General features: G+C 60.1%; 19 protein-coding genes and 1 tRNA gene. 7 read left to right on the top strand and 13 right to left on the bottom strand.

The annotated features are described in order from the left end of the window. Positions 1–94: 94 nt before the first annotated feature. Positions 95–1,720 (bottom strand): TadE/TadG family type IV pilus assembly protein, encoded by a 1,626-nt coding sequence (locus PZ897_RS02995; RefSeq protein WP_275749846.1) that lies wholly within the window; start codon positions 1,718–1,720, stop codon positions 95–97. 336 nt (positions 1,721–2,056) lie between these two features. Next, the gene (locus PZ897_RS02990) at positions 2,057–3,721 is read right to left on the bottom strand and encodes an HWE histidine kinase domain-containing protein (RefSeq protein ID WP_275749844.1); all 1,665 of its coding nucleotides are present in this window, start codon (positions 3,719–3,721) and stop codon (positions 2,057–2,059) included. 323 nt (positions 3,722–4,044) lie between these two features. Between PZ897_RS02990 and PZ897_RS02985 the strand changes: the two genes are divergently transcribed. Together PZ897_RS02985 and PZ897_RS02980 are read left to right on the top strand one after the other, a co-directional pair. Further along, positions 4,045–4,121, top strand: a tRNA-Pro gene (locus PZ897_RS02985). Continuing rightward, a complete protein-coding gene (locus PZ897_RS02980) occupies positions 4,094–4,228 on the top strand; it encodes a hypothetical protein (RefSeq protein WP_275749843.1) in 135 nt (44 codons plus the stop codon). The genes PZ897_RS02985 and PZ897_RS02980 overlap by 28 nt, the downstream gene beginning before the upstream one ends. A gap of 199 nt (positions 4,229–4,427) precedes the next feature. On the opposite strand, the gene PZ897_RS02975 is transcribed toward PZ897_RS02980, so the two are convergent. Genes PZ897_RS02975 through PZ897_RS02960 form a run of 4 tightly spaced genes read right to left on the bottom strand, consistent with a single transcriptional unit; the run spans position 4,428 to position 9,065 of the window. Next, the gene (locus PZ897_RS02975; protein WP_275750132.1) at positions 4,428–5,633 is read right to left on the bottom strand and encodes an O-antigen ligase family protein; all 1,206 of its coding nucleotides are present in this window, start codon (positions 5,631–5,633) and stop codon (positions 4,428–4,430) included. A gap of 56 nt (positions 5,634–5,689) precedes the next feature. Beyond that, positions 5,690–7,255 carry an undecaprenyl-phosphate glucose phosphotransferase gene (locus PZ897_RS02970; protein ID WP_275749841.1) on the bottom strand — a complete coding sequence of 522 codons (1,566 nt, stop codon included), beginning with the start codon at positions 7,253–7,255 and terminating at the stop codon, positions 5,690–5,692. Between the two features lie 48 nt (positions 7,256–7,303). Then, on the bottom strand, positions 7,304–8,485 hold the full coding sequence (locus PZ897_RS02965; RefSeq protein ID WP_275749839.1) for a glycosyltransferase family 4 protein: 1,182 nt from the start codon (positions 8,483–8,485) through the stop codon (positions 7,304–7,306). A 4-nt stretch (positions 8,486–8,489) separates the two neighbouring features. Beyond that, positions 8,490–9,065 (bottom strand): polysaccharide biosynthesis/export family protein, encoded by a 576-nt coding sequence (locus tag PZ897_RS02960; RefSeq protein ID WP_275749838.1) that lies wholly within the window; start codon positions 9,063–9,065, stop codon positions 8,490–8,492. A gap of 226 nt (positions 9,066–9,291) precedes the next feature. Here PZ897_RS02960 and PZ897_RS02955 point away from each other — a divergent pair, with 226 nt between their 5' ends. Beyond that, positions 9,292–11,415, top strand: coding sequence for a Wzz/FepE/Etk N-terminal domain-containing protein (locus tag PZ897_RS02955; protein ID WP_275749836.1), 2,124 nt, complete (start codon positions 9,292–9,294; stop codon positions 11,413–11,415). A 37-nt stretch (positions 11,416–11,452) separates the two neighbouring features. Here the strand turns inward: PZ897_RS02955 and PZ897_RS02950 are convergent, their stop codons facing one another. Together PZ897_RS02950 and PZ897_RS02945 are read right to left on the bottom strand one after the other, a co-directional pair. Continuing rightward, a complete protein-coding gene (locus tag PZ897_RS02950; RefSeq protein ID WP_275749835.1) occupies positions 11,453–12,535 on the bottom strand; it encodes a GNAT family N-acetyltransferase in 1,083 nt (360 codons plus the stop codon). 288 nt (positions 12,536–12,823) lie between these two features. Continuing rightward, entirely contained in the window at positions 12,824–13,042 is a 219-nt protein-coding gene (locus tag PZ897_RS02945) for a DUF2842 domain-containing protein (protein WP_275749833.1), read from the bottom strand. A 328-nt stretch (positions 13,043–13,370) separates the two neighbouring features. On the opposite strand from PZ897_RS02945, the gene PZ897_RS02940 reads away from it, so the two are divergent. Together PZ897_RS02940 and PZ897_RS02935 are read left to right on the top strand one after the other, a co-directional pair. Further along, on the top strand, positions 13,371–14,468 hold the full coding sequence (locus PZ897_RS02940) for a COX15/CtaA family protein (RefSeq protein WP_275750131.1): 1,098 nt from the start codon (positions 13,371–13,373) through the stop codon (positions 14,466–14,468). Between the two features lie 44 nt (positions 14,469–14,512). Beyond that, positions 14,513–14,800: a YrhK family protein gene (locus tag PZ897_RS02935; protein WP_275749832.1), complete on the top strand. Its 288-nt coding sequence runs from the start codon at positions 14,513–14,515 to the stop codon at positions 14,798–14,800. Positions 14,801–14,912: 112 nt separating this feature from the next. Here the strand turns inward: PZ897_RS02935 and argC are convergent, their stop codons facing one another. Next, positions 14,913–15,854: an N-acetyl-gamma-glutamyl-phosphate reductase gene (argC, locus tag PZ897_RS02930; protein ID WP_275749831.1), complete on the bottom strand. Its 942-nt coding sequence runs from the start codon at positions 15,852–15,854 to the stop codon at positions 14,913–14,915. 88 nt (positions 15,855–15,942) lie between these two features. Continuing rightward, positions 15,943–16,893 (bottom strand): agmatinase, encoded by a 951-nt coding sequence (gene speB, locus PZ897_RS02925; RefSeq protein ID WP_275749829.1) that lies wholly within the window; start codon positions 16,891–16,893, stop codon positions 15,943–15,945. Between the two features lie 284 nt (positions 16,894–17,177). On the opposite strand from speB, the gene PZ897_RS02920 reads away from it, so the two are divergent. Continuing rightward, positions 17,178–18,287, top strand: coding sequence for an acyltransferase (locus PZ897_RS02920; protein ID WP_275749828.1), 1,110 nt, complete (start codon positions 17,178–17,180; stop codon positions 18,285–18,287). A 181-nt stretch (positions 18,288–18,468) separates the two neighbouring features. Here PZ897_RS02920 and rpsI read toward each other — a convergent pair whose 3' ends face one another. From rpsI to PZ897_RS02905, 3 genes are all read right to left on the bottom strand, one after another. Beyond that, the gene (gene rpsI, locus PZ897_RS02915; protein WP_275749826.1) at positions 18,469–18,954 is read right to left on the bottom strand and encodes a 30S ribosomal protein S9; all 486 of its coding nucleotides are present in this window, start codon (positions 18,952–18,954) and stop codon (positions 18,469–18,471) included. Between the two features lie 2 nt (positions 18,955–18,956). Beyond that, complete coding sequence (gene rplM, locus PZ897_RS02910) at positions 18,957–19,421, bottom strand: 50S ribosomal protein L13 (protein ID WP_275749824.1); 465 nt, start codon at positions 19,419–19,421, stop codon at positions 18,957–18,959. Between the two features lie 243 nt (positions 19,422–19,664). Then, entirely contained in the window at positions 19,665–20,102 is a 438-nt protein-coding gene (locus PZ897_RS02905; RefSeq protein WP_275749822.1) for a PaaI family thioesterase, read from the bottom strand. A 218-nt stretch (positions 20,103–20,320) separates the two neighbouring features. Between PZ897_RS02905 and PZ897_RS02900 the strand changes: the two genes are divergently transcribed. Next, positions 20,321–21,145, top strand: coding sequence for an enoyl-CoA hydratase (locus PZ897_RS02900; protein ID WP_275749820.1), 825 nt, complete (start codon positions 20,321–20,323; stop codon positions 21,143–21,145). Positions 21,146–21,185 lie beyond the last annotated feature (40 nt).

Genomic DNA, 21,185 nt, shown 5'->3' with positions numbered 1-21,185 from the left:
GATGCATTGAGCGGGAGCTGCGCTCACCCAAAAGCAAAAAGCGATCGCTTGCGACGATCGCTTTTCTGGCCATGGCGACCTCGGGCATGTCCGGTCAGGAGGTGAGCCTGAGCTTGACAACACCTTTCTTGATCGCATCGAAGATCGGTGCCAACTGATTGCGCGAGGGTGCATCGAAGTAATGGCTTTTGCTTGTTGCGCATTTCTGCAACAGGGTCCCGGTGGCTGCATCGGGCTCTTCCAGACGGATGGTGTAAATTGTCACGCCGTCCTTTTTCGCATTGGTGCAGGCAGTCAGCGTTTTCTTGTCCAGAGCGCTGTTGGTCTGTCCGCTGGACGCCGCCGTCATGCCGTCCAGCCGTCCGTCCACCAGATAGCCCATGCTGGTGTAACTCGATCCCAGATCGTTGTTGAGATTTCCGAATGAGTTCTGCCCGTCAGTGAGGAAGATCATGATCTTCTCGACAGATTTGTCACTTTTCGGGGCGCCGTCGGTAAAGGGCTCCCGGTCCGACAGCACCCGCCAGCCCCACATCACCCCTTCAAGCATGTTGGTAGAGCCGTTGGCTTCAAGCTTTTTGACCGTCTTTGTGATGTCATCGACTTTGGATGTCAGCGGCACAATCGGTTCGACTTCACAGCCGAAGCCGGGGCCCTTTGGATCTCTCTTGTTGGAATAGAAGCTCGACGGGGAGTCATCGATCTTCGGTTTTTTCCATTTCAGGGTCTGAAGGATTGCCTCTACGGCATTTTTCGGTTTGACGTAGGTGCCAGCCTTTCCATAACGGGAAAGCTGGGTTTCCTTGTCCGTCTCGGTCGCATTCTTGCCTTTGATCGGTGTGCCACCATCCGGCAGATAGGAATTGGGATATTTCCATGCTGTGTCCGGCTCGTCGACGGCAAAAAACGGTGTGAACAAGGAGTTCGGTTCATTCGCATTCGGCACAGTGTCGTCGACATCGTGCAGAGCTCCGTCTTTGGGAATCCGTGTTTCCACGCAGCCGGGCCACTTTACGTTCAGATGCTTGTACATTGCGAAACGGCTGAATTCCGACGGCAAATCTGACTGTGGTATTGGCGCCTTGGCGTCCTGATCGAGCCAGCCCGCGCCAGGTTTGACAAACACACCGTTTCCGCTGACGACCGGGCCAAACTCCGGGCCGACATTGACGAAGCCCGCATAGGGGATCAGCGAGAATTTGATTTGCTCCTTGCCAAGCTTCAAGTCAGCCATGCCGTCAACCAGACCGATCACCGCATCCTTCATCGATGTGAGCTTGCCTCCAGCCATCGACCCGGTGGTGTCGAGCACCAGGGCAATCTCGTATTTGGTGTAGGCATAGGTTGCTTCTGAATTGACGGCCACCGGCATCGACTTCTTGCCCATGAATCCGCCAAACACCATTGGCCGGTCGACGACCGCGTGAACGGTCGCAACCCCGTCAGTCAATGTGGCGGACACCTTTGCTGCGGAGAAGCCGAAATTGGCTGCAACGATCTGGCGTGCAATCTCGCGCGCCTGCAGCTCGCTGATCTTGCCCTCGCGCGCCACCGCCAGCGCGGCCGCATCGGCGGCATTTTGCAGCTCGCTCTTTTCCACGCTCAATCCGACATAATCGACAGCAAGGCCGCCGGCCAACATCACCGGAACGGACAGCAGAGCGAAGATAAGACCGAAATTGCCTGATGTGTCTTTCCAGACCGGGAATGGATTTCGCATGCGCTTTGCTGACTCCACTGGTCTCGGTTCTGTGCGGCGGAGGGCGTTTGTCAGCTTACCCCGTCGCGCTGCAACGTTTCTAAACCTTTCTTCAAGTATAGAAGGCAGGTATAAATAATTGGTTGCTTCCATCGCGGCAAATTGATCAAAGCCTGTGTTCCCGGATGGCCATGGTGCCGCAATTGCCAGCAATCTGTCCTATCTCACGCGGCAAGCGACAGGATCAGGCAGGCCCTGGAGAGCCGCTGACTTGGGACCGGCCGCCATGGATGACATCGGCCTGCGGCGGATGGTGCTCTCCAGCCGCCCGGTCACGACCATGTCAATGCTATGGGATCACGCACTGCTTGAGATGGTCCGATTCAAAATCGAAACCGGCGCAACCAGCGTCCAGACCAGCCCTCTTGGATCGAAGCGGAGGTCGGATTGGCCATTCGTTGCCGCGCTCATGTGCCGCTCAAGGATCTGCGTGCCGAAACTGGTGGTTTCCGGCGCCTCGACCGGAGGGCCGCCATGTTCGCGCCAGACAAGGTGGAGCCGGTCTCCGGTCTCTGACCCGAGAATCTCCCAGGAGACCTCCACCACGCCGGTCTCGGCACTCAGAGCCCCGTATTTCGAAGCATTGGTGGCAAGCTCATGAAACGCCATGCCGAGATTCTGGACCGCATCGGTGCCAAGCTCGAAATCCGGGCCATCCACCTTGATCGTGGTGCCAATCGTGCCGAACGTGCCAAGCTGGTTTTCAATCAGGCTTTTCAGCGTGACGGTCGTCCAATTGACTGCGGTCAGCAGGTCGATCGACTGGCCGAGACCGGTTATCCGGCTGGCGGTGGCGGCAACCAGTTCCTGCGGGGTTTTGACAGTCTTCGAGCTTTGCCGGACCATGGCAAGCACGATCGAGATCAGATTCTTGGTCCGGTGGGCAAGCTCCCGCATGACGATTGTCAGCTGCTCTTCCTTCATACTCCGGTCGAACGAGGCGTTGGACAGCGCCCGCGCGATCTGGTCCAGTTCGCCGATCCGGGTAGTGATCGGCGACACCACGCGTCCGGCGCCAAGATCCTGGGCCATGCGGGCAATGCCGTTGACCTCTCTCTGGAGCAGCTTCGATGCCGCATAGACGACCAGGGTGCAAACACCCAAGAGCACCAGGGTTCCGGCAATCAGCAGTTTCCAGGTGTTGAGGATGGAAGCTTGGGCCGACGCCATCGGACCCCAGACAACCGCATTCCAGGGAGTTCCGCGAATTGGCGCGTAGGCCAGGACATACTCCTCCGGGTTCTTGAAATGTGTGATGGCAGCCATCTGCGGCAGATCGACGGGTCCCAGCCCAGCGGGAAACATTTCGTCACCGCCCTTTTTCATGGACAACGAACCATCCGCAACGAACACCGAGTTGCGGCTATCGACAATCATTGCCGTCCAGTCTTCCGGGAGGGGCAATTCTGACACCGCAGCGGCGAGGTTCTCGGTGTTCATGGTCGTCAGCAGCACACGGGCCCTCGACGGCCCCGTGGTTTCAAGCGGTCGCAAAACGTTGAAGACCCATTTTCCGCTGGTTTGACCGAAGAAGAAATCTGACACAACGGGTCTTGCCGCCCTGGTTGCCCGGCGAAAGCTGTCCATGTCCGAGGTTGTTCCCAGCGCAGATCCGTAATCAACCCTGGTGTTGAGAAGCTGCTTGCCGGCCTCATCGGCGATGATGACGAATTGTCCGGTTCCGCCAAGGGCATAGCGGGTGCGTCGATGAAAGGTTTCGAGATCGCCTTTCACCAGTTCTTCGGTTGAAGACAGCAGATTGACCGTCGTCACCATGCCGTGGATGACCGGTTCAATGGCGCGGGCAATGCTTTGGGCGGACCGCAATGTTCGCCGGTCGACCGCTTCTGCTTCGCTCGATTGCAACTGTTGCGCCAGAAACCACAGAAACAGACAGAACGGAATGAGTATGGCCAGAACCGCCGTCACCACCCAAGTCGAAATCGATAGCCGTTTCATCATCGAATTGACCCAGAAAAATCCTTGCCCTGCATTGCGTTGGAAGTCCGCTCTTGTCAATTAACATATGTTAAATCAACAGCGTTTTGCCGAACCGGTGCTGCGTGTGCTGCCTGTTGCTCCGGGCTGCGGCGTGTCAGCCGGAGCTTGAGATCAGCGCGGAACGTCGCTGTGCTGCTTGTGCCGCAGAAGGATGTCGCGACCGATTCTGGGCGCCATGACGGCCTCGATTTGTTTGGCGAGGCTCACTTCCTTGGTTTTTTCCGCCTGTAGCGGCATTTTGCTCTTGCCCGCAAACCCTTGATGTCCTAAGGCCTCTGGCAAGTCGGAGCGTAGCGCAGCCCGGTAGCGCACTTGTCTGGGGGACAAGGGGTCGTGGGTTCGAATCCCGCCGCTCCGACCAATTTTTCAAAAATCATTGTCGTGCTGCCGGTGCCATTTGCAGATGCCGGTGAACGCGGCGGCATGTCGGGCATGGTGATCGCGGACACAAAAAAGGCCGGTCAATGACCGGCCCCGTGACCTCACCCTGCGCGTACATCCGGCGTCAGGGGAAGCGTTGACCCTTAAGTGGGGTGTGCTTTGGATAATTCAAGGCCCCAATCCAAACTATCGGTCGAGGGGGCTGTGTGCGCGCGCTTGATCACTGTCGCGATCGATTATTCCCAACCCTGAAAGCGCCCGCGCCGGCGCTGTCTTGCCGGGATGGTCAGGCGGGCAGGGGCACGGGTGAGGTTTGGCGGCGCTGCCGCGCTTGCGACAGCCAGCGCATTTCAAGCGCGATGCAGCCCCAGACGATGCCCATCAGCAGATAAAAATGCCGCCAGTGGTCGGTGTCGATCACGCTGCCGATGATCGTGTGGCCGACCAGAACGATGTAGGCCAGCATCAGATAGGGTTGCCAGGGCCGGTCTCGCAGCAGAAACCGAAACCCGAGCGCCAGTGTCCAGACCATCAGCGCCAGATAGCTGACAAATCCCAGCCAGCCATAATCCATCAAGGCCTTGAGCCAGATATTGTGCGTGTCTTCGCCCCACATCAGGCCGAACTCCAGCGGACCCACCCCCAGCGGGTGCTCCAGCGCCATCAGGAATCCGATCGCATGGCGCTCGAACCGGCCAAGCCGGGCGCCGTCATAAGCCTGCACCAGCTTGGCCCGGTCCGAGAACAGGTCGGCGATCTGGTCGAATTGAAGCGCGACAAGGATCGCGCCGACCAGCAACAGCGATCCGATCAGGGTCATGATCAGGATCTTGAGCCGGAATGCGCCGGTTCGCTCCTTGATCAGCATGGTCAGGACCAGCAAAACCATGCTGATGGCCATCAACCCCCAGGCGGCGCGCGAGAAGGAGAAGAAAACGCCGAGAAAAAGGATAACCAGCCCAATTGCACGCAGGGGCATCGCCTTCAAGGTGCCGGTTAGCAGTCCATACATCAGGTAAAGTGCGGGCAGGACCAGATAGGGCCCAAACACATTGGGGTCCTGAAAGGCGCCCATGGCGCGGCCGTAGCGGGTGAAGACTTCTCCCCCGGGAATGGCGCCGAGATAGCCAAGAATGCCCAGGAGCGCGGTGAGGATTGCACCGGCACCATAGGCGCGGAAAATCAACCGCAACCGCCGCTGGTCGGCTTCGATGATGGCGGCGAAAAACATCGACGTGAAGGCCAGAAACAGGGACACCGCCATGTACATCGGCGTGTCCTTGACGTCATCCATGGTCAGGATGGAAAACATTCCGCCAATGTTGAACAGCACGTAGAGCGCAATCAGCGGGGCGATGTAGCGCGACAGTTTGAGCCCGAACACGGCCCAGATGCCGATCAGGACCGCCAGAAACACTTCATAAGGTGCGGGTTCGTTGATGACGAAGCCCGACAGAAACACCCCGACGGCCACCAGCAGCGAGGCCAGCATCGAGATGGCGGCGCGCTGTGGCTGAAGGACGGCCGGTGCTGGGAGGGCGGCGCTGGTCAATAGGCGTTGTCCGTGTTGAGCAGCCTGATCGGTGTCAGGAGCAGGATCTTGAGATCAAACAGCAGCGACCAGTTCTCGATGTAGTAGAGGTCGCAGGCCGTGCGCTGCTTGATCTTTTCGTCATTGTCGATCTCTCCGCGCCAGCCGTTGATCTGAGCCCAGCCGGTGACGCCCGGCTTGACCCGGTGCCGGGCGAAATACCCGTCAACGACTTCGGCAAACAGCCGGTCATGGGCTGCGGCGACGACCGCATGCGGCCGCGGCCCGACCAGCGACAGCTCGCCGCGCAGAACATTGAAGAACTGCGGCAACTCGTCGATCGAGGATTTCCGGATGAAGCGGCCGACCTTGGTCACCCGCGGATCCCCCTTGGTCACAGCGGCGCGGGCAGTGGGATCACATTGGTCGGTGTACATCGAGCGGAATTTGAGCACGTCTATGACTTCGTTGTTGAAGCCATGACGTTTCTGCCTGAACAGAACCGGCCCCTTTGAATCGAGCTTGATGGCGACAGCCGTGCCGATCATCACCGGCCAGAGCAGGGCGATTGCCAGCAGCGAAAAGAAAATGTCAAACGCCCGCTTGGCCACCGAGTCCCAATCGGTGATCGGGCGGTCAAAAATGTCGAGCATCGGCACTTCGCCGACATAGGAATAGGCACGCGGACGAAATCTGAGCTTGTTGGCGTGGGCGGCAAGGCGAATATCCAGCGGCAGGATCCAGAGTTTCTTCAGCAACTCCAGAACCCGCGATTCCGCATTCAGCGGCAATGCAATGATCAGCATGTCGATCCGCGCCATGCGGGCGAATTTGACAAGTGAATCGATGTTGCCGAGTTTGGGATAACCCGCCACAACCGGCGGCGAGCGTCGCTCGTCGCGATCATCGAAGATGCCACAGATCCGGATGTCATTGTCCGCATCCTGCTCGATGGAGCGGATCAGCGCCTTTGCGATTGCACCGCCGCCAACAATCACCGCCCGGCGTTCCATGACGCCGTTGCGCGCCCAGCGGCGTATGCCATAGGCAACGATGTTGCGTCCGATCACCAGCAGCACCGCGCCGGTGATGAACCAGGCCGCAAACCATACCCGCGAAAAAACCAGCCCGTATTGCAGGAAGAAGCCCATCAGCGCGATGACGGAAAAAGCGATCGACCAGGCGCTGAGCACCTTGGGCAGGGTTCTCAGCGCACTTCTGAGCGCAGGCACCTGATAGCCGTCGGCAGCCTGGATCAGCAACACCGCAAGTCCCGATCCGATGACGACAGCCGGCACGTAGAAATACATGGCCGATTCAAGCGAGATGCCGACATAGAGGGCGTAAATGACGAAACCGGTGACGGCGAGCAGAGCGAATTCCGCCAACCGCAACGAGCCGATGATCATCGTCGGGGAGTAGTTTTCCTGCGACAGGCGGTTGGCGGTTTGCCGCGCCAGACGGCTCATTTCGACAACGGATTCCCCAGCCGCATCCGTTTGCCCAGGCTCGGCCTTGATGGCGGCCATGGCCTTGCGGATGGACTCGGAATGATAGGCGCTGTCGCGGTTGAACTTGTTCACGGTCGAATTCTCCCCGGAAACTTCTGCTACCGGGATACCACCTGCACCCTAAGAAAGGCTTGACGTGCGTGAAGTCTGCTTTTCCGCTGCCGGCTGCGCGCGGCAATGGTGATAAAGCTCGGCCATGCGCTCGGCCATGGCCTTGCTGGAGAATTGGCCGCGAAACTTGCCGGTTTCCGGCATCAGTCCGGGCAACCAGCCGGGATCGGCGATGGCATGGGTCATGTTGACGGCCAGCGCTTCGGCGTCGCCGGGGGGCACAAATCCGGCGAAATCGGGGCCAAGAATCTCCGGAATGCCGCCGACTCTGGTGGAGATGACCGGCTTTCCTGCCGCGACTGCCTCCAGCACGATATAGGGCATCGATTCAGCCCGCGACGGAATGACCACCGTCCGCGCCAGCGCAAAGGCCTCGCGCGCCGGCATGGCCGGGTGCATCTTGATCCGCTCCCCCATGCCAAGCGTATTGATACGCGTCTGGTAGCGCGGCTTGTCATCGCCATCACCCACCATGATTGCGCTAAGAGGTTTGCCCGCCAGTTGCTCTGCCCGGCGCATGGCCTCGATGAAGACGTCCGGTCCCTTCAGATCCCGCATCATGCCGATATAGAGGAAATCGGCTGCATCCGGGGCGGTCTCGACCGGCACGAATTCGTCCGCCTGCAGACCGTTGTGGATCATCTGCCACGCAACCGCCGGCGTGCCGATCTTTTGCTCATAGGTCCGCCGCTCATAATCGGACACGAACACCAGGGTGTCGGTCCAGCGTTCGAGCAGGCGCTCGATTGCAAAATAGGCCTGACCCCGCAGAGTCGCTGTGTCGTAGTGCAGGCTTCCGCCGTGGGGAGAATAAAAACGGGCAACGCGAGACTGGGATACCCGTAACCGTGAGCCGACCAATCGCACGAAAGCGCCGCCTTTGGCGCCATGCCCGTGCAACACGTCCGGCTGCAAGCTCTTGATCTTGTTGAGTGTCTGGAAGGCTGTCCTGATGTCGGAAGGACCGAGTGAGCGGCGGATCGGCATCCGTGTCAGTCCAAGCGACAGGTACGGCATGATGGTGTCGAACAGCGCGTCTTCATAGGCGCCGCCAGTGGTGGAATCGCACAGGATCCCGATCTGGTGGCCAGCCTTGGCATGCTGTTCGGCCAGATCCCGGACATGCCGGAATATGCCGCCCACTGGCGACCGGAAACAATGCAGGATCCGCAAAGGTTTATCAGAAGCCATCAGGTCAGAACAGCCGCTCACGGACATAGATGGTGTCACCGGCAAGGATCGGATCGGTGATCGGAACCCGGCCGGTCATGATGTCGCCATTGATCGTGCGGGTGATGTCGACATTGCGCTGATTGGCTCTGGAAGAGTATCCGCCGGCGATGGCAATGGCGTTCTGCACGGTCATGCCGGCCACATAGGAATATTGCCCGGCCTGGCCGACTTCGCCCATGATGAAGAACGACCGGTACCGGTCGATCTCGATGGAAACGTCCGGGTCGCGCAGATAGCCCTGGCGCAAGCTGGCCGCGATGCTGCCTTCGAGTTGCTGCAGCGTGTGGCCGCGCGCCGGCACCGCACCAATCAGCGGGAAGGCGATATATCCGGCCTGGTCAATTGTGTAGGTGCCGGTCAATCCGGTCTGCTCGAAAACCGTCACCCGCAGGCGATCGCCAGCGTCAAGCCGGTAGGGCTGCATCACGGCTTCATGGAAAGCCTTGGGCGCCGGTTGATAGCCTGAGCATCCCGCCAGCATGACCGAGGTCATGGCAGCCGCCAGAAGGTGCATCACTTTGGGCTTGGCGGGTCTCATGCTTTTACGTGCTCCACGCGAACCGTGCAAATTACGAGACCTGTTATCGATCCATTAGGGTTAACGGCTGGTAAAACTCCGCAGATTTTTAACGCGAACCGGACAGAGCCCGACCGGCGCGGGGAGGGACTTGAAAAGGTAAAGGAACTGTCACTGCCGCTTTAACGCTTGTGTTACCATGTTCCTTTACAGTTTTGCGTGAGTATAAGTATGGAGTAGCGCGCGCATGTCTGGCTCACCAATGACCCACACGGATGTCGATATTGACCTTGGTCGCCTGGTCAAGGCGGTCTGGGATCGAAAAACCATGGTCGCCGGCTTGACCGCTGCTGCCGCGGGGTTGGCTTTTATCGTGACCGGCCTGATGAATCCGCTCTACAAGTCTGAAGCGCGGCTTTTGATTGAAACCCGCGAGCCGGTCTATACCGGCGATCAGCCCGCCAGGACCGGCGATGCAACGCTTGATGAACGTGCGGTCACCAGCCAGGTCGAAATTCTCCGCTCCACCGATATTGTCAAACAAGTGGCCCGCGATCTCGATCTTTCTTCCTACGAGGAGTTTGATCCGGCTGCCAATCCGTCTGCGATCAGCGAAACGCTGGTTCTTCTGGGATTGAAAAAGAACCCTCTCGATGTTCCCGCCGAGGAGCGCATCCTCAAAGCCTTCTACAAGAAGCTGGATGTCTATGCGGTGCCCGGATCGCGTGTCATCGGCATCGAGTTTTCCTCCGAAGACGCCACCCTTGCCGCCGAGGTGCCCAATGCCCTGGTCAAGGCCTATCTGGCTTTCCAGTCCGGCGCCAAACTGGAAAACAACACCGATGCCAGCGCCTGGCTTGAGCCGGAGATCACCAAACTGCGCGAAAAGGTTCGGGAATCAGAAGAAAAGATCGCCGAGTATCGGTCCAAGACCGGGCTGTTGCTGGTCAATCAGCAGGACACCATCGCAGCCAAGCAACTGTCCGATATTTCCACCGAACTCAGCCGGGTTCGGGCTGAGCGGGCTGATTCTGAAGCCCGTGCACAATCGGTACGCAATGCGCTTGAAAACGGTCAGGCGGTCAACGCGGTGTCGGATGTGCTGGCGTCGCCGGTGATTCAGCGCCTGCGCGAAAGCGAAGGCAATGTCCGCGCGCAGCTCGCCGATTTGTCGACCACATTGCTTGATGAACACCCCCGCATGAAGGGGTTGCGCGCGCAATTGGCCGATATCGAGAGACAGATCCAGGGCGAAATCCGCAAAGTGCTGTCCAGCCTGGAGAGCAATTCGCGCGTGGGACGGATCCGCGAAGAGGAACTGACGGCCCAGCTCAACGCGCTCAAGGCCGGATCGGCGCGCGAAGGCGAGGAATCGGTCGAACTGCGCTCGCTCGAGCGGGAAGCTGCGGCCCAGCGTGACCTTCTGGAAACCTATCTCAGCCGCTATCGCGAGGCCGCCTCGCGCTCCGAACCGAAGGCCTTGCCAGCGGATGCGCGCGTGATTTCAAGCGCTGTTGCGGCATCGGAATCCTACTATCCCAAAACCGGACCGATTATCATCGTTGCCGCCTTTGCGACCTTTCTCTTGTCGTCGATCGGCGTCATGCTCGGTGAACTGTTCTCGGGCCGCGCGCTGCGCCAATCCACTGCTCTGGTGCGGGAGCCGGTTCCTGCGCAGCCGGAAGCCGAAGAGGGGGCTGCAACGCACAGTCCTGCCGCAACCGGGGCCGCCGCGTCTCCGGAGGCGCCACCGCCTGCCTTCATCACCAATGACGCTTTTGATTTCGGTGTGGAGGCAGTGGCTGAGCAGCTTGTGACCGACATCACTGCGCTTGCGATCTGCATTTCGCCCGAAGGCGATGAGGGATCTGCTGCCGCTGTCATGCTTGCCCGCACAGTCGCCAGCGAGGGTCTGAAGACCCTGTTGATAGACCTCACCGGCTCTGCCTGTCCGACCGAGCTGATGGCCGAATCCATGCGCTTGCCTGGCCTGACCGAGCTGATGTGCAGCGAGATTGCGATCTCCGAGTCAATCCACCCCGACCGGCTGTCCGCGGCGCACATAATTCCGCGCGGCAATGCCAGCGCGCGCCGCGCAATGCGTGCCATCGACCGTTTGCCGATGGTGATTGAAGCGCTGACGGAAGTCTATGATCTGGTGATCGTCGAATGCGGCGCTGCCGATGCCGCATCGGTGGCAAGGATTGCCCGCAATCAAACAGCGGAGATCGTTCTGTCGATCCTGCGCTCGAACGAGGCCGAAGTCGCCCGCCATCTCGAAGAACTCAACGCCCAGGGCTTTGAGGAGGTCTTGCTGATGACGCCCGCCGGGACCAATCCGCCACTTGCAGGCCACAGCTCGGCTGCCTGACAGCGATCTGGTGCACCATTGCCGGTCGTCCGAGCGTTCAGTCGTTGTGAGTTGCGTGCTGAGGCTTTCGCACCGTGAAACTGCGGAGCCGGGCGACGATCCGGTGCAGCACAGGCGATGTCTTGATCGCCCGCTTCAGGCGGATCGTGCCGGTAATCGACGGGGCAGCCAGGCGCCCCTTGAAGTTGAGCGGCACATAGCAATCGACGAGCTCGGTACGCTGGGGGCACCATGAGCGCTTGTAAAGCTGGTCTCCGACGCCGAAGTCGAACACATCATAGCCCGCTCTCGCGTAGTGCTCGATCATTCTGAAGAACAACAACTCACCAGCGCTGGCATCGGCGGCGATGTCCTCGTTGATCGATCCGAATTGGCAGGTGATGTGTTTGCCCTTGATGGTCAGCCCGGCGACGGCAATGATCTGCGGCTGCAAGGTGGTATCCACAAGCTCGATTGCATGAAGCTCTAGCCCGGCCTTGCCGGTTGCATCGCGGGTGGTGGCGAGCTTGCGCAGGAATGCACGTACGCCGGGATCGGCAAAGACGTTTGGCAAGCCCTGGGCCGCCAGCCGAACCGGCTTTTGCTCAAGGAACGTATCGAGCAGGCGCAGCGCCTCGGCATCCGTGCCACCGGTGATGTGCCGGTAGCCGCCCATGGCCTCAAGGCGGCGTTCGGAGACGCGGAATTTTTTCCGCCGGCGCTTGCTGTTGATTTGCGCCAGGACGGCGTTGAAATCGGTAAACAGTGGCAACTGAAAGCTGGGGTTTTGATGAAAGGTTCGCGGCAGGGCGGAAAATGGCGCGCGGGCTGCAGCTTCGGGGGGCATCTTGTCAAACAGCACGAGATCCGCGCCCAGTCCGGCTTCAGACAGCGCGGCGCCGAGATCCCGCGCAGCGACCGGATCAAGTCGGCTCTGTGCGGCGATGTCGATCAGGCCGGTGTTCTCGTTGGAAAATGACGTCCCGGCGAAGCGGGCGATTGTCAGGCCGTGCATTCGAACCGTTTCCAGCGGCAGGATGGCAAAGGCAGTGCCGTTTTGCTCCAGCGTCACAATCGAAAGGTTTACGCCGGTTCCCTGCGCCCAGGCCTCGACCCAGGCGCGGCTTTGATGAAATGTCATCGCCGGATCTGCCTCAAGGGCCTGCCACACTTCCGAGACGCGACCCGGGTCCGAAACCACGCGGGCTGACAAGCCGTTTGCGATGTGACGCGCGCGCGCGCTGGCCGAAGGCGCCGCTAGAGGTGCTGATATGTCCTTTGCATTGACCATTGATACCGTGCTCTTGGAAATTTTGGGCTTCTGGCGAAGAGCATGACGCGTTGGTTTCAATATTTGGATAAATGCCGCTGCATTTCCCGGCAAAAGCCTCAGTGAAGGCTAATGCGGCGTTAATGCAGGCCCAGCGGCTCAGCTCTGCTTGTCCTTGCGCGGGCCTTCCATCCAGCGGATGACAAACATCGCCGGCACCACCCAGAGTACGCCTGTGAACAGGAAATACAGCAGATGCACATACCAGGCGGACTCGGCCAGCCGATAGGTTGCAACCGTTGTGGCGACCAGAGCGTAGAGCACCACCAAGGCGATGATGATGACGGTTCCGATGAGTTTCTTGAGACGGACGGGCATGGACGAACCTTATGATCAGGTGGTGGCTAAGGCATGCCGCGTTCAAAGGGAGTCATTTGGACGATAACGTACATGCGTGGGTTCAAGGAAAGACAGCGCCCCTTGCGCGTCCGACTGGATGCGCGGCGCTGTAGCACATAACGGCTTTGCCGCCCAACGCAAGAGCAGGCGGCGTCATGATCATTGCCGCGACCGCATGCCGCAAAGCCATCCCACTTGCCTTGCAGAAAAGGGTGGTGCACATGTCGGCAATCTTTCGAAGGAAGAACCGTTGAACACAGCCAATCCCATCATCCCGCTTGACCCCATCCCCGACGCGGATGGTTCCCTGGACCGGTCACCGCGCGCCGACGCGGTGATTGCCGACCAGCAGCGGATTCAGCGCAACCGCACCATGCTGCGCGTCTGGCTGTCGGTGGTGCTGGTCGCCATTCTCGCCCTGATCCTGGTTGGTGGCGCCACGCGACTGACCGGCTCTGGCCTTTCGATCACGGAATGGAAGCCGATCCACGGCGTCATCCCGCCGCTCAGCGAGGCCGAATGGCAGGAAGAGCTGGAGCTGTACCGGCAAATCCCGGAATATCAGTTGATCAACAAGGGCATGAGCCTGTCCGACTTCAAGACGATCTACTGGTGGGAGTGGGCCCACCGGTTCCTTGCGCGCGGTGTTGGCGTCCTGTTCGGCGTGCCGTTCCTGTTTTTCCTCGCCACAGGCCGTGTTGAAAAACGGCTGCGCTGGCCGCTTTTCGGATTGCTGGTTCTGGGCGGATTGCAGGGTGCTGTGGGCTGGTGGATGGTGGTGTCAGGGCTGGTCGACCGCGTTGATGTCAGCCAGTACCGGCTGGCCACGCATTTGACGCTTGCCTGCCTGATCTTTGCAGCGATTGTCTGGGTGATGCGCGGCCTGGCGCTGCACTCGTCCGATCCGTCGCCAAGCGTCGGCCTGAGGCGGGGGGCAGGGGCGGTGACTGGGCTGGTGCTGGTGCAGATCTATCTGGGCGGCCTGGTCGCCGGGTTGAACGCTGGCCTTGCCTCCGATACCTGGCCATTGATGCATGGCGCCCTGGTGCCCGAGGGCCTGCTTGAAATCGTCCCGGCCTGGCGCAATTTCTTCGAGAACGAACTGACAGTGCAGTTCGTCCATCGTCTCGGGGGCTATCTGCTGTTCCTGCTGGCCGCGTGGCACATGCTGGCAACGATCATCCGCGGCCCCGGTACGACCCATTGCCGCCGTTCCATCGTGCTGTTCGGGCTTGTCACCGTTCAGGCGCTGATCGGGATCATTGTCATTCTCGGTCAGGTGCCGTTCGGGTGGGCGCTGGTGCACCAGGGATGGGCGGTTGTTGTTCTCGGTTTTGCCGTGGCCCACTGGCGCGGTTTTCATGGCGCTTATCCCATGGAAACCCGGATCCGGGTCAGCAATTGACAGCCAGACCCGGCGCATGGAGGCTGTAGCAACGGGAGAACGGGATGGCACTCTTCAAACTGTCAAGGCACCGCAAATATGTCTCCGACGAGCGATACTATGCCTGGTTTGAGCTCGCCTACACTGCCGTGGATGTTTGCGCCGCCGGTCTTTTTGTCATTGGCTCGGTGATGTTCTTCTTCGAGGAGTGGCAAAAAGTCGGCACCTGGTGTTTCCTGATCGGCTCCATCTGCTTTGCGCTCAAACCGGTACTGCGGATCATCCGTGAACTGCGCTATCTCGAAAAGGACGACTACGAGGACCTGGCAAAACGGCTCAAGGACGACCCGTAAGCCGGGCCTGCGGGTGGATCGGGCTTTGCAAGGCCGTGCCCCTCCGGGTCGAAGGGGCACGATCGCACCGGGTAAGCCCCGCGTCAGCGTCAGCAACCGAGATGGCGGCCCCTTAGGCTGGAGCCTGCACGCCGATCATCAGATCGAGATTCTGCACCGCTGCGCCCGACGCGCCCTTGCCCAGATTGTCGAGCGAGGCGACCAGATTGAGCTGGCCCGTGCCTTCGGTGCCGAGCACGTAAAGCCGCATGCTGTTGGTTCCGGCCATCTCCTCTGGGTCAAGCCGCGCAAGGCTGGCGCTTTGAGAGAGCGGAACAACATTGACCACGCCGCCTGAGGAGAAATGGGTTGCGAGTGCTGCATGCACGTCTGCCATCGACGGATTTCCGTTCAGAAGCTCCAGATGCAGCGGTGCATTGACCAGCATGCCCTGAGCAAACCGCCCGACTGCGGGCGTGAAGATGGGTTTCCGCGTCAATCCACTATGGGTAACGATTTCCGGCACGTGCTTGTGGCCCAGCGCCAGCGCATAGGCGAAATAGGCGGCCGTGATCGCGTCTTCCTGGGACGCATTTTCCATCTGGGCAATCAGCTGTTTGCCGCCGCCGGTATAGCCCGACACACCATTGATGCTCAGCGGATAATCGGCAGGCAACAGGCCCGCGGCGACCAGCGGCGCAATCAGCGCAATGGCTCCGGTGGAGTAGCAGCCGGGATTGGAGACGAACTGCGCGTCCGCGATTCGGGCGCTCTGCTCTCTGTTCAGTTCGGCAAAGCCGAAAACCCAGTCCGGGTGAGACCGGTGGGCTGTGGAGGCGTCGATGAACCGGGTTCCGGCATCTGCCGCCAGCGCCACCGCTTCGCGCGCGGCGTCGTCAGGCAGGCATAGAATGGCGATGTCGGCTTCGCGCAGAAACCTGGTCCGCACGTCAGCATCGCGCCGATGCTCGGCCGGCATCGACATCAGATCGATGTCTGTCCGGTCCTGCAGCCGCGTCACGATCTGCAGGCCTGTTGTACCGTGTTCACCATCAATGAAAATCTTGGGAGCCATTGGGCTTCTCCGTTCATGCAAAAATTTCAGGGACTAGCGCAGCGCTTCGGGTTCAATCACCGAAACGGCTCATGCGGCTCGCGAGCTTTTATCGTCGCAAGCGGCGTTCCGCAAGAAGTCCGAAATAATGCATGGCCACAGAGGCTCCGGCTATCGCGGTGATGTCCGCGTGATCATAGGCTGGGGCAACTTCTACTATATCGGCGCCCTTCATATCAAGCCCTCCGAGCTTCTGCAGCACCGACAGCATTTTGGCGCTCGACGGGCCGCCCGCCACCGGCGTCCCGGTTCCCGGCGCGAAAGCCGGGTCGAGGCAATCAATGTCGAACGTAAGGTAACAGGCGCTGTTGCCGACATGCTCGAGAATGGTGCTGGCGATCTGCGCGGCGGTCATGTCCTCGACCTCGTGCCCGTAGACGATGCGGATGCCGCAATCCTCCGGTGCATGGGTGCGGATTCCGACCTGGATCGAGCGGGTCGGGTCGATCACCCCGTCGCGCACCGCACGGCCGACGAAAGAGCCGTGATCGATCCGCTTGCCATCATCATCCCAGGTGTCCTGATGGGCGTCGAATTGCACAAGAGCCAGCGGTCCGTATTTGGCCGCATGCGCCTTGAGCAGCGGCCAGGTGACGAAATGATCGCCACCCATGCTCATCAGGAATGCGCCGGAGGCGATGATCGCGGCAGCTTCACGTTCGATTGTTGCCGGCGTTTCCTGATGGTTGCCATAGTCAAGCAGACAGTCGCCATAATCGATCACCGCCATGCTGTCGAACAGATCCCGATCAAACGGATATTGCGGATCATTGTCGAAAATCGCCGAGGCGCGCCGGATTGCCTGCGGACCAAACCGTGCGCCAGGCCGGTTGGACACAGCGGCGTCGAACGGAATGCCCCAGACCACCGCATCCGCCCCCTCCAGCGACTTGGTGTATTTGCGGCGCATGAACGACAACGCACCGGCATAGGTCGGATCGCTGGCCGCGGATTTCAGCGAGGTGGCGGTGAAGGCGTGGTCGATGGATTTGCTGGCCATGATCTGGTTCCGGAGACGAGGTTGAAGGCCAATCCTGTCTAACCCATTCACCCGGCGTGATAAAGCCGTTGGCAATAGCTTTGGCTGTCCCAGCGCCGGGCGAGCCGTGACAGCCCCAGGCATTTCGAGCGCTGTCGAAAATCAGGACCTCCCGTGGGAAGGCATTCGAGATGCGGAAAAACCAGGCCCTGTCTTGGGAAATGGCTGCTTTAGGGTTTGAGAAGAGTTCCTGGTCTATATTTGTCCTTGCAGGATCATTTGAGAGCCAAGAGACGGAATTGAGCATGAGCGCAGCCGGTTCTTCAGTCACCTCGCCAGAACCTTTGTATTCGGTGCAATATTTGCGCGCAGCCGCGGCTTTGGCCGTGGTCTTTTATCATGTCTCGGTCGTGTCTCAGAAGGCCTGGGGACTTGATCCGGAGCGGATCGATCATGTTGGCGCGGCCGGCGTCGATCTGTTCTTTGTCATCTCCGGGTTTATCATGGCGATGATTGTGGCGCGCCCCGGAGTGTTCGATGGCCGAGAATTCTGGATCAGGCGCCTGGCACGGGTGGCTCCGGCCTATTGGGTCATCACGTTTCTGGTGTTTGTGCTGGCGTGGCAAATGCCGAGCCTGTTCCATTCCACCGTCGCAGACCCCTACAGTCTCGTCACGTCGCTATCCTTCGTCGCCCTGGAGCAGAACGGAGGAGTTACGGGCCCTCTTCTGGTGGTCGGCTGGACGCTGAATTATGAAGTTTTCTTCTACGCCATCGTGGCTTTGACTGCGGGGTTGTTCTCCGATCGCCGGTTGATCGGGGCATCCGCTGCGATCATGGTCCTGGTTGCGGCCGGCCTTGTTTTCGATCCTTCCAACCTCAGCATGGCTTTTTACACCAATCCCATCCTGGTCGAATTTGTGTTTGGTGTCTTGATATTTCATGCCTGGACCAGAACGCGTGCCGATGCCCCGGGCCTCCTGCCTGCGGCCCTGCTGGTGACCGGCCTTGCCCTGCTGCTGTGGCAGTGGGAAAGACCGCTGGCGGAATGGCGGGCGTTTTATTGGGGCGTGCCGGCCGCCGCAGTGCTGTATGGCGGGCTCGGGGCTTTCGATTTCAAAAGCGCGTTTCTGGCACGGCTGGGCGACTGGTCCTATGCGCTGTACCTGACCCATGTCTTTGTGGTCACGTTCTACATCAAGCATGGCATCTCCATGCTCACCGCAATCGAAGTGCCGTGGCCGGTCCATTACCTGATCATGACGGTGCTGGCCTTCGCCGTGGCCGCCGCCTTCTACACGATTGTCGAGCGACCCCTGTCCCGCTGGACCCTGGGGGTATTCACACGCCAATCGGCTGCGAAGCCGAAGGCTGATGCCGAGCCGGGTGGGCGGGCTACGGAGCCGGCTGAATAATTTCGCCGGACGGCCAGTCTGCAGCGCTTGCTCAGTCGATGGATACTTCCCCATCGTTTGGTCGCGCATGTGTGTCGATGGGAGCGGACGCAAGAGCAGGTCCAGCCAAGCCTCGGGGGCATACAAAAAGGACGGAGCCGAAGCCCCGTCCAGATTGCAGTCACCATATCGTCCAGGCGAATTAACGCTTGGAGAACTGGAACGACCGGCGGGCCTTGGCCTTGCCGTATTTCTTGCGTTCGACCACGCGGCTGTCGCGGGTCAGGAAGCCACCCTTCTTCAGCACCGGACGCAGGCCCGGCTCGAAGTAGGTCAGCGCCTTGGAAATGCCGTGACGAACGGCACCGGCCTGGCCGGAAAGGCCGCCACCGGTGACGGTGCAGACGACGTCGAACTGGCCTTCACGGGCCGCCGCGACGACAGGCTGCTGAACAACCATCTGCAGCACCGGACGGGCGAAGTAGGTGACGAAATCACGGCCGTTGACGGTGATCTTGCCGGTGCCTGGCTTGATCCAGACGCGGGCAATCGCGTTCTTGCGCTTGCCTGTGGCATAGGACCGGCCAAGGTCGTCGACCTTGCGGACGTGAACCGGTGCGGCCGGCTCTGCGGTTTCGGTCGCGGCGGCCGATGCGCCGAGTTCCTCAAGCGAATTGAGTTCAGCCATGATCAGGCGCTCCTTTTGTTCTTGCTGTTGAGCGAGGCGACGTCAAGAACGGTCGGCTGCTGCGCTTCGTGCGGATGATCGGAACCGGCATAAACGCGCAGGTTCTTCATCTGGCGACGACCAAGCGGCCCGCGGGGAACCATGCGCTCGACAGCCTTTTCAACGATCCGCTCGGGAAAGCGGCCTTCGAAAATCTGGCGCGCGGTGCGCTCCTTGATGCCGCCGGGATAGCCGGTGTGCCAGTAATATTTCTTGTCGGCAAATTTGTTGCCGGTCAGCACTGCCTTTTCCGCATTGATGACGATGACATTGTCGCCGTCGTCAACGTGAGGGGTGTAGGTGGCTTTGTGCTTTCCGCGCAGGATGGTGGCAATGACAGTGGCCAGACGACCGACGACGAGACCTTCGGCGTCGATGATGATCCACTTCTTGTCCACCTCTGCAGGCTTCTGCGAGAAGGTTTTCATGGAGTTCTCTTTTCATTCAGGATCCGGAGTGGCTGGGCCAGAAGCCGGACGTTTCTTGTTGCTTGTGTTGGACGAGCCGTTTGCAGCGCATCAGGTCTGAACCAACGGGCGCCGGAATCCCAAAACCCCGGTGCTGGGTGCTTATAGGCGAGGCCCTATGTCGCGTCAAGCGGCCAGATTCGAGCGAAGTCTAAAATAGGCGTGGAAAAACATATAGTTAAGAATGCGGTATCATGATACCGTCTATTTTTGCGGCGGAACCGAATAGGTGGCCGTGGCGTGGGCCACCAATTCGCCGCCGGAATCGCAAATGGCAATGTCGGTGACCACCAGACGTTTGCCCAGTTTGAGGATTTTCGCCGTGGCGTCGAGCGGCCCGGATTCGGGCTTCATCAGGAAATTGATGTTCAGATTGGTGGTCACCGCAAGTGCGACGCGACCGATATGGGCCAGGATCACGGCATAGGCCGCCAGGTCGGCCAGCGTGAACAGGGTCGGCCCGCTGACCGTGCCGCCGGGCCTCAGATGCCTTTCATCCGCATCGAGCCGGACACGGGCACTGCCCGGAGCCACATCAAGCACCGATATGTTGTGTCCGTTGGTCTTGATCTGGGGAAAGACTTCGTCGAGATAGGCGGACACTTCTGGGGCGGACATCACGGGAGAGGCCGGTGCAGCCATGGTTTCTGTTCCTGTCGAATGAAGAAAGTTATGAGTGACCGGGTGTGGGGGCATGTCGGCTACACTGTTCTGCTCGCATATTCGCCATCGCTGTTGTTTCCTTGCCGGACTCTGTGTCCCGGCACCGTTGCGGAAAGCAAGCCTCTGGTCAACGCCGTGGCTTTCCGAAACTTGCACTCCGCGCTAAACTCGGGTGCGAAAGGCGAAAGGGTTTTTCCATGAATGTCGTCGAGCTGAACAAGAATGCGTCCTCGGGCCTGGTCAACACCGAAGTCCACAACGGTGTGCTGCGGCTGGAGATGAACAATCCCCCGGCAAATGCGCTCTCACTGGGCTTGATGCAGGCGCTGAAGGACCAGCTTGACGCCGCCCGCCAGGACGCATCGATCCGCGTGGTGATCATCGCCTCGGCGACACCGGGCAGGCTTTTTTCCGCCGGTCACGACCTCAAGGAGCTGACCCTGCACCGCGCCGATGAGGATCAGGGCAGGGCGTTCTTTGCCCGCACCATGAAGCTCTGCGCCGATCTGATGCAGGCCATTGTCCATCTGCCGGTGCCGGTGATTGCCGAGGTCGATGGGCTGGCCACCGCTGCCGGCTGCCAGCTTGTCGCCTCCTGCGATCTGGCGATGTGCACCGACACCTCCGCCTTCTGTACCCCCGGTGTGAATATCGGGCTGTTCTGCTCCACCCCGATGGTGGCGCTGAGCCGCAACGTGCACCGCAAGCAGGCGATGGAAATGCTGCTCACCGGCGAGACCATCGACGCCTCGACAGCGCGCGAATTCGGCCTGATCAACCGCATCATGCCGCGCCAGTATCTCAATCAGGTTGTGATGAAATACGCCGAAGTCATTGCCTCCAAGTCACCTTTGACGGTGAAAATCGGCAAGGAGGCGTTTTACCGGCAGGCGGATATGTCACTGGGCGACGCCTATGACTACACGGCGCAGGTGATGGTGGAGAACATGCTGGCCCGCGACGCCGAAGAGGGCATCAACGCTTTCATCGCCAAGCGAACGCCGGAATGGACCGGGGAGTAACCGGCATCGAACATGCGGACCGGCCCGATCCCGGGCGCCG

The sequence above is a fragment of the Hoeflea sp. YIM 152468 genome, assembly GCF_029210485.1.
Lineage (GTDB): Bacteria > Pseudomonadota > Alphaproteobacteria > Rhizobiales > Rhizobiaceae > Hoeflea.
Note: the sequence above shows the minus strand (reverse complement) of the source record. Positions and strands in the feature narration are given on the sequence as shown.